The following is a 5,391-nucleotide window of genomic DNA, read 5'->3' as shown; positions in this document are numbered from 1 at the left end:
CCGTGCTGGCCTGTCAGCCGCTCGCGGCGCTGGCTCAGCAGACCGAAAAGAAGCCGCTGGTGATCGCCCATCGTGGCGCCAGCGGCTACCTGCCCGAGCACACGATCGAGGGCTACAAGCTCGCCATCCAGCAAGGTGCCGACTTCATCGAGCCCGATCTCGTCTCGACCAAGGACGGTGTCCTGGTCGTCCGGCACGAGCCGATGCTGAGCGGCACCACCGACGTTGCCGAGCGGCCGGAATTCGCCAGCCGCAAGACCACGCGCAAGGTCGACGGCATCGACACCACCGACTGGTTCGCCAACGACTTCACCGTCGCCGAGATCAAGACGCTGAAAGCGAAGCAGGCCTTCGCCGACCGCGACCAGTCCCATAACGGCAAGTACCAGATCCCGACGTTCCAGGAGGTGATCGACCTCGCCAAGTCGGAAAGCGCGCGAACCGGCCGTACCATCGGCATCTATCCCGAGACCAAGCACCCGACCTACCACGCCGCGCTCGGCCTCTCGTTCGAGGACAAGCTTCTCGACATGCTCAAGGCGGCCGGCTGGACCGAGAAGACTTCTCCGGTCTTCATCCAGAGCTTCGAGACGGCGAACCTCCGGTATCTGCGCCCGAAGACGCAGCTGCGCCTCGTCCAGCTCGTCGACGGCGACGGCGTCGACAAGGACGGCAAGGTCACGCTCGTCGCCCCGTTCGACCGCCCCTACGACTTCGCGGTGCTCGGCGACAAGCGCACGTTCCAGGACATGCTGTCGCCGGAAGGGCTGAAGGAGATCGCGACCTACGCAGACGGCGTCGGCCCCTGGAAGCCCTACATCATGGGCGCGAAGCAGACGATCGGAGCCGATGGCAAGCCGCAGGACCTCAACGGCGACGGAGCCATCGACGAGCGCGACCGCACGCTGATTGCGCCGACCAATGTCGTGAAGGACGCTCATGCCGCCGGCCTGCTCGTCCATAGCTGGACTTTCCGCAGCGAGCCGAAGCGCCTGACCTCGGACTTCAAGGGCGACGCAGGGGCCGAGTACAAGGCCTTCTTCGCGCTCGGCCTAGACGGGCTGTTCTCCGATTTCCCGGATCAGGCCGTGAAGGCGCGCGACGCGAAGTAGCTCGCGCGGCACTGGACTAACCCAACTGAACAACGGAAAGCCCGCGGCGCATCGAGCATCGCGGGCTTTCCTGTCGACCGAGCCGGAGCCCGCAGGTCGTCAATCGCATACGCGGGTCGTGCGGCGCACGACGCCGCGCGGCGTTTCCCGTTCGGTCGTGACCGTCCGGCAATCATCGCCGCGATAATAGTTGGCGCGGCGCCACTCACGCTCTCGCATCCGCTCATGGCGCTCCTGGCGCATTTCGCGGTCCATGGCCCGCTCATGCGGCGTGCGCGGATCGACGCTCACACCGCCGGGGCCGATATTGATCGACTGAGCATAGGCGCCGCCGCTGGCCAGAAGAGCGACAGCTATGACAGGGACAAAACGCTTCATGACGTATCCTCCGTTTGCGCCATCAACGCACCGGCGAAGGACTCGTTCCGCAAAAGGCTTCTTCTACTGGCGTCGATGCTTCGCGCTTCTTCCAGCCTTCGTCATCGAACGAAAAAGCGCGCCGGCGAGGCCGGCGCGCCTGGATTGCTCGATGAACAGGTCTTGTTCAGTGCAGGATCTGGGAGAGGAAGAGCTTGGTGCGCTCGTGCTGCGGGTTCTTGAAGAACTCGTTGGGGGTGTTCATCTCGACGATCTGGCCGGCATCCATGAAGATGACGCGGTCTGCGACCTGGCGGGCGAAACCCATCTCGTGGGTGACGCAGAGCATGGTCATGCCCTCGTCGGCCAGCGAGACCATGGTGTCGAGCACCTCCTTGACCATTTCCGGATCGAGCGCCGAGGTCGGCTCGTCGAACAGCATGATCTTCGGGCTCATGCACAGCGAGCGGGCGATCGCGACGCGCTGCTGCTGGCCGCCCGAGAGCTGGCCCGGATATTTCGAGGCCTGCTCGGGGATCTTGACGCGCTTGAGATAGTGCATCGCGATCTCTTCCGCGTCCTTCCTGGGCATCTTGCGCACCCAGATCGGAGCCAGCGTCAGGTTCTCGAGGATCGTCAGATGCGGAAACAGGTTGAAGTGCTGGAAGACCATGCCGACATCGCGGCGGATCTCGTCGATCTTCTTGAGATCGTTCGTGAGCTCCGTCCCGTCGACGATGATCTGGCCCTTCTGATGCTCCTCCAGCCGGTTGATGCAGCGGATCATCGTCGACTTGCCCGAGCCCGACGGCCCGCAGATCACCAGCTTCTCGCCCCGCGACACCTTCAGGTTCACGTCGCGCAGCACATGGAACTCGCCGTACCACTTGTTCACGCCGATCATCTCGACGGCCGTGGCCGTGTTGAGCGACGTCTGCTTCAGTGCCGCAGGCCGGGCGTCGGTCATCTTGGTTTCTGCCATTGCCATGGTCGTCATTCCTCTCTCAACGTTTTTGGCCGGCGGCTAGGCGCTTCTCGACAGCTACGGAGTAGCGCGACATTCCCCAGCAGCAAAGGAAATAGAAGATCGCGGCGAAGGCGTAGCCGGTCGTCCGCGTGGTCGGGGTAGCCCAGGTCGGGTCGACCAGGGTCGCCTCGATCGTACGCAGGAAGTCGAAGATGCCGACGATGGTGACCAGCGTCGTATCCTTGAACAGCCCGATGAAGGTGTTGACGATACCGGGGATCACGATCCGCAGAGCCTGCGGCAGGATGATCAGACGCATCATCTGCCAGTAGCCGAGGCCCAGCGACATCGCCCCCTCGTACTGGCCCTTCGGGATCGCCTGCAGGCCGCCGCGCACCACCTCCGCCATATAGGCGGCGGAGAAGAGCGCGACACCGATCAGCGGCCGCAGGAGACGATCCGGCGACCATTCCTGCGGCACGAACAGCGGCAGCATGGTGTTCGCCATGAACAGCACGGTGATCAGCGGCACACCACGGACGAACTCGATGAAGATGACCGAGAGCAGCTGGATCGCCGGCAGGCGCGAACGGCGCCCGAGCGCGAGCAGCACGCCAAGCGGCAGCGAGAAGACGATGCCGACGGCCGAGACCAGGAAGGTCACGGTCATGCCGCCCCAGAGGCCGGTATCGACACGCGGCAGCCCGACCTTGTCGGCCAGCACGGCGAGGAGGCCGAAGACGACGAGCGCGATAATGATCAGGCGCTTCGGCCGGTAGAAGCGCTGCCAGACCGGCATCTCCTGCTCGACCGCGAGCTGCCCCTCGCCGATCCAGAACCGCACCAGCGACGGCACGAAGGACAGCACGAGATAGAGCACGGCGAGCGCGAAGCTCACGAGGATCAGGAAACGCAGGAAGCCCTCGGCCCGATCGCCGCCGAGGAGCAGGATGAAGGCGCTCGCAGGCAGGATGACGAAGAAATAGAAGAAGCCGATCTTCTTCAGCGGTGCCTTGGTCCAGAGCAGCCAGACCACGCCGAGCGCAAACATCGCGAAGACAATGTTGACGCGCCAGCGCTCCGCCACCGGGTAGGAGCCGTAGATGAAGTACTGAAGGCGATCCGCGATATAGGCCCAGCAGGCACCGACCGGCCTGCCGACCTTGTCCGCGAGGCAGGCGTCGCGGCTGGTGCCAGTCCAGACCGCGTCGAGGAAATAGAACCTGATCAGCCCCGGCGTGGCATCGACCACGAGGTAAAGGCAGAGCAGGGTCAGGATGGTGTTCAGCGGGCTGGAGAACAGGTGCGCCCTGATCCAGGCCAGGGGGCCGGCCACGGAGAGCGGCGCGGGCTCCTGCTGCAGCGTCTCCTTACGGACGAAGGCGTAGGGAGCGAGTTCGGTGGTTGCGTCGGTCATCGCTCAGCCCTCACCGTTCGACCAGCGCCATGCGCTTGTTGTAGAGGTTCATGAAGAACGACGTCACCAAGGAGATCGTCAGGTAGACCGCCATCGTGATCGAGACCATCTCGACCGCCTGACCGGTCTGGTTCAGCACCGTGCCCATGAAGACCTGGACCAGATCGGGATAGCCGATCGCCACCGCCAGCGAAGAGTTCTTCGCGAGGTTGAGGTATTGCGAGGTCAGCGGCGGGATGATCACGCGCATCGCCTGCGGAATGATCACGAGCTTCAGCGTCGGGCCCGAGCGCAGGCCAAGCGCGTTGGCGGCCTCGGTCTGCCCTTTCGAAACCGCCAGGATGCCGGCGCGCACGACCTCGGCGATGAAGCCTCCCGTATAGGTCGACAGGCCGATCAGCAAGGCCACGAACTCCGGGAAGATCTGCATTCCGCCGGTGAGGTTGAACCGGCCCTGCTGCGGATAGTCGAAGGACAGCGGCCGCCCGGTTGCGAAGAAGACGACCAGCGGCAGGCCGATGATCAGCGCGAGCGCGATCCAGCCGTTGTGATACTGCTTGCCAGTCCTCGCCTGCTGCCCGCGCGCCCAGATAAAGAAGGCGATCGCGGCTGCGACGCCGACGATGAAGGCGATGACGACGGCCTCGAAGGCCGGCCCGAACTGCGGGCTGGGCAGGATGATGCCGCGGTTGTTGAGATAGATACTGCCGGGCAGAGCGATGGAATTGCGCGCATCCGGCAGCGGCTTGAGCACCGCGTTGTACCAGAAGAAGAGCTGGAGCAGCAGCGGGATGTTGCGGATGACCTCGACATAGATCATCGCCAGCTTGGCGACGATCCAGTTGTTCGAGAGCCGCGCCACACCGACGACGAAGCCGATGATGGTGGCGAAGACGATACCGAGGGCGGCAACGAGCAATGTATTGAGCAGGCCGACGAAGAAGGCCTGACCATAGGTCGAGCCGCCGGATGCCGAGAACGGGATCAGTTTCTGGTTGACGTCGAAGCCGGCGGCGTTGTGCCAGAAGGCGAAGCCCGAGGCGATCTTCTGCGCGCGCAGGTTCTCGATCGCATTGGATGCTGCGGACCAGATGAGGAAGCCGACGGCCGCCAGCAGAACGATCTGATAGAAATAGCCGCGGATCTTCGGGTCGTAGAACAACGACGCCTTGCCGGGTGATACCGTTTGGTCGGGGATGCTCGACACTTGCCACGCCCTTTTTTGCTTCGCTTGTGGCGGCCGGCGATCCTGCGGCGATGCGATTGCGCCGAGGTCGTGTTGTTATCCGTGCCGCGTTTTCTGTGAGCTTCTTGCCGCAAGGGCGCGCCGCGACGCAGCGAGCCCCCGCCGCTGGTCACGGTGCCGGCGCGATACCGACGCCGATGGCTGCCGCGCTGGCGACAGTGCTGTTGTCTGTCTTCATGCCGTTCCCCTGTTCGGAGCGGGTTTGTCCCGCTCTCCCGATTGAACAAATCTTGAGCAGCAAATGCCGGTGCGGCAAGTCCTGCTGACATAAAATCCGGAACAGCAAATCCCG

Annotated in this window: 6 protein-coding genes; 1 reads left to right on the top strand and 5 read right to left on the bottom strand. The window is 64.0% G+C overall.

The genetic code is table 11. The annotated features are described in order from the left end of the window. On the top strand, positions 1–1,112 hold a 1,112-nt coding region (locus ACIPIA_RS09715), incomplete at its 5' end, for a glycerophosphodiester phosphodiesterase (protein ID WP_400508956.1). A 99-nt stretch (positions 1,113–1,211) separates the two neighbouring features. Here ACIPIA_RS09715 and ACIPIA_RS09710 read toward each other — a convergent pair. The 5 genes from ACIPIA_RS09710 to ACIPIA_RS09690 form a co-directional block, all read right to left on the bottom strand. After that, a complete protein-coding gene (locus ACIPIA_RS09710) occupies positions 1,212–1,490 on the bottom strand; it encodes a PepSY domain-containing protein (protein ID WP_400508954.1) in 279 nt (92 codons plus the stop codon). Positions 1,491–1,656: 166 nt separating this feature from the next. Next, positions 1,657–2,373, bottom strand: coding sequence for an amino acid ABC transporter ATP-binding protein (locus tag ACIPIA_RS09705; protein ID WP_400508958.1), 717 nt, complete (start codon positions 2,371–2,373; stop codon positions 1,657–1,659). Between the two features lie 100 nt (positions 2,374–2,473). Then, positions 2,474–3,853: an amino acid ABC transporter permease gene (locus ACIPIA_RS09700; protein WP_400508952.1), complete on the bottom strand. Its 1,380-nt coding sequence runs from the start codon at positions 3,851–3,853 to the stop codon at positions 2,474–2,476. 10 nt (positions 3,854–3,863) lie between these two features. Next, positions 3,864–5,060: an amino acid ABC transporter permease gene (locus ACIPIA_RS09695; RefSeq protein ID WP_400508950.1), complete on the bottom strand. Its 1,197-nt coding sequence runs from the start codon at positions 5,058–5,060 to the stop codon at positions 3,864–3,866. A 148-nt stretch (positions 5,061–5,208) separates the two neighbouring features. Then, positions 5,209–5,391 (bottom strand): hypothetical protein (locus tag ACIPIA_RS09690; RefSeq protein ID WP_400508948.1); only part of this gene is annotated, 183 nt, incomplete at its 5' end.

This window comes from Allobosea sp. CER48 (genome assembly GCF_044752385.1).
GTDB lineage: Bacteria > Pseudomonadota > Alphaproteobacteria > Rhizobiales > Beijerinckiaceae > Allobosea.
This window is presented reverse-complemented; position numbering and strand designations above follow the sequence as displayed.

Coding starts and splice junctions, on each gene's coding strand:
- ACIPIA_RS09710 (WP_400508954.1), bottom strand. CDS start 1,490: ATGAAGCGTTTTGTCCCTGTCATAGCTGTCGCTCTTCTGGCCAGCGGC.
- ACIPIA_RS09705 (WP_400508958.1), bottom strand. CDS start 2,373: ATGATCGGCGTGAACAAGTGGTACGGCGAGTTCCATGTGCTGCGCGAC.
- ACIPIA_RS09700 (WP_400508952.1), bottom strand. CDS start 3,853: ATGACCGACGCAACCACCGAACTCGCTCCCTACGCCTTCGTCCGTAAG.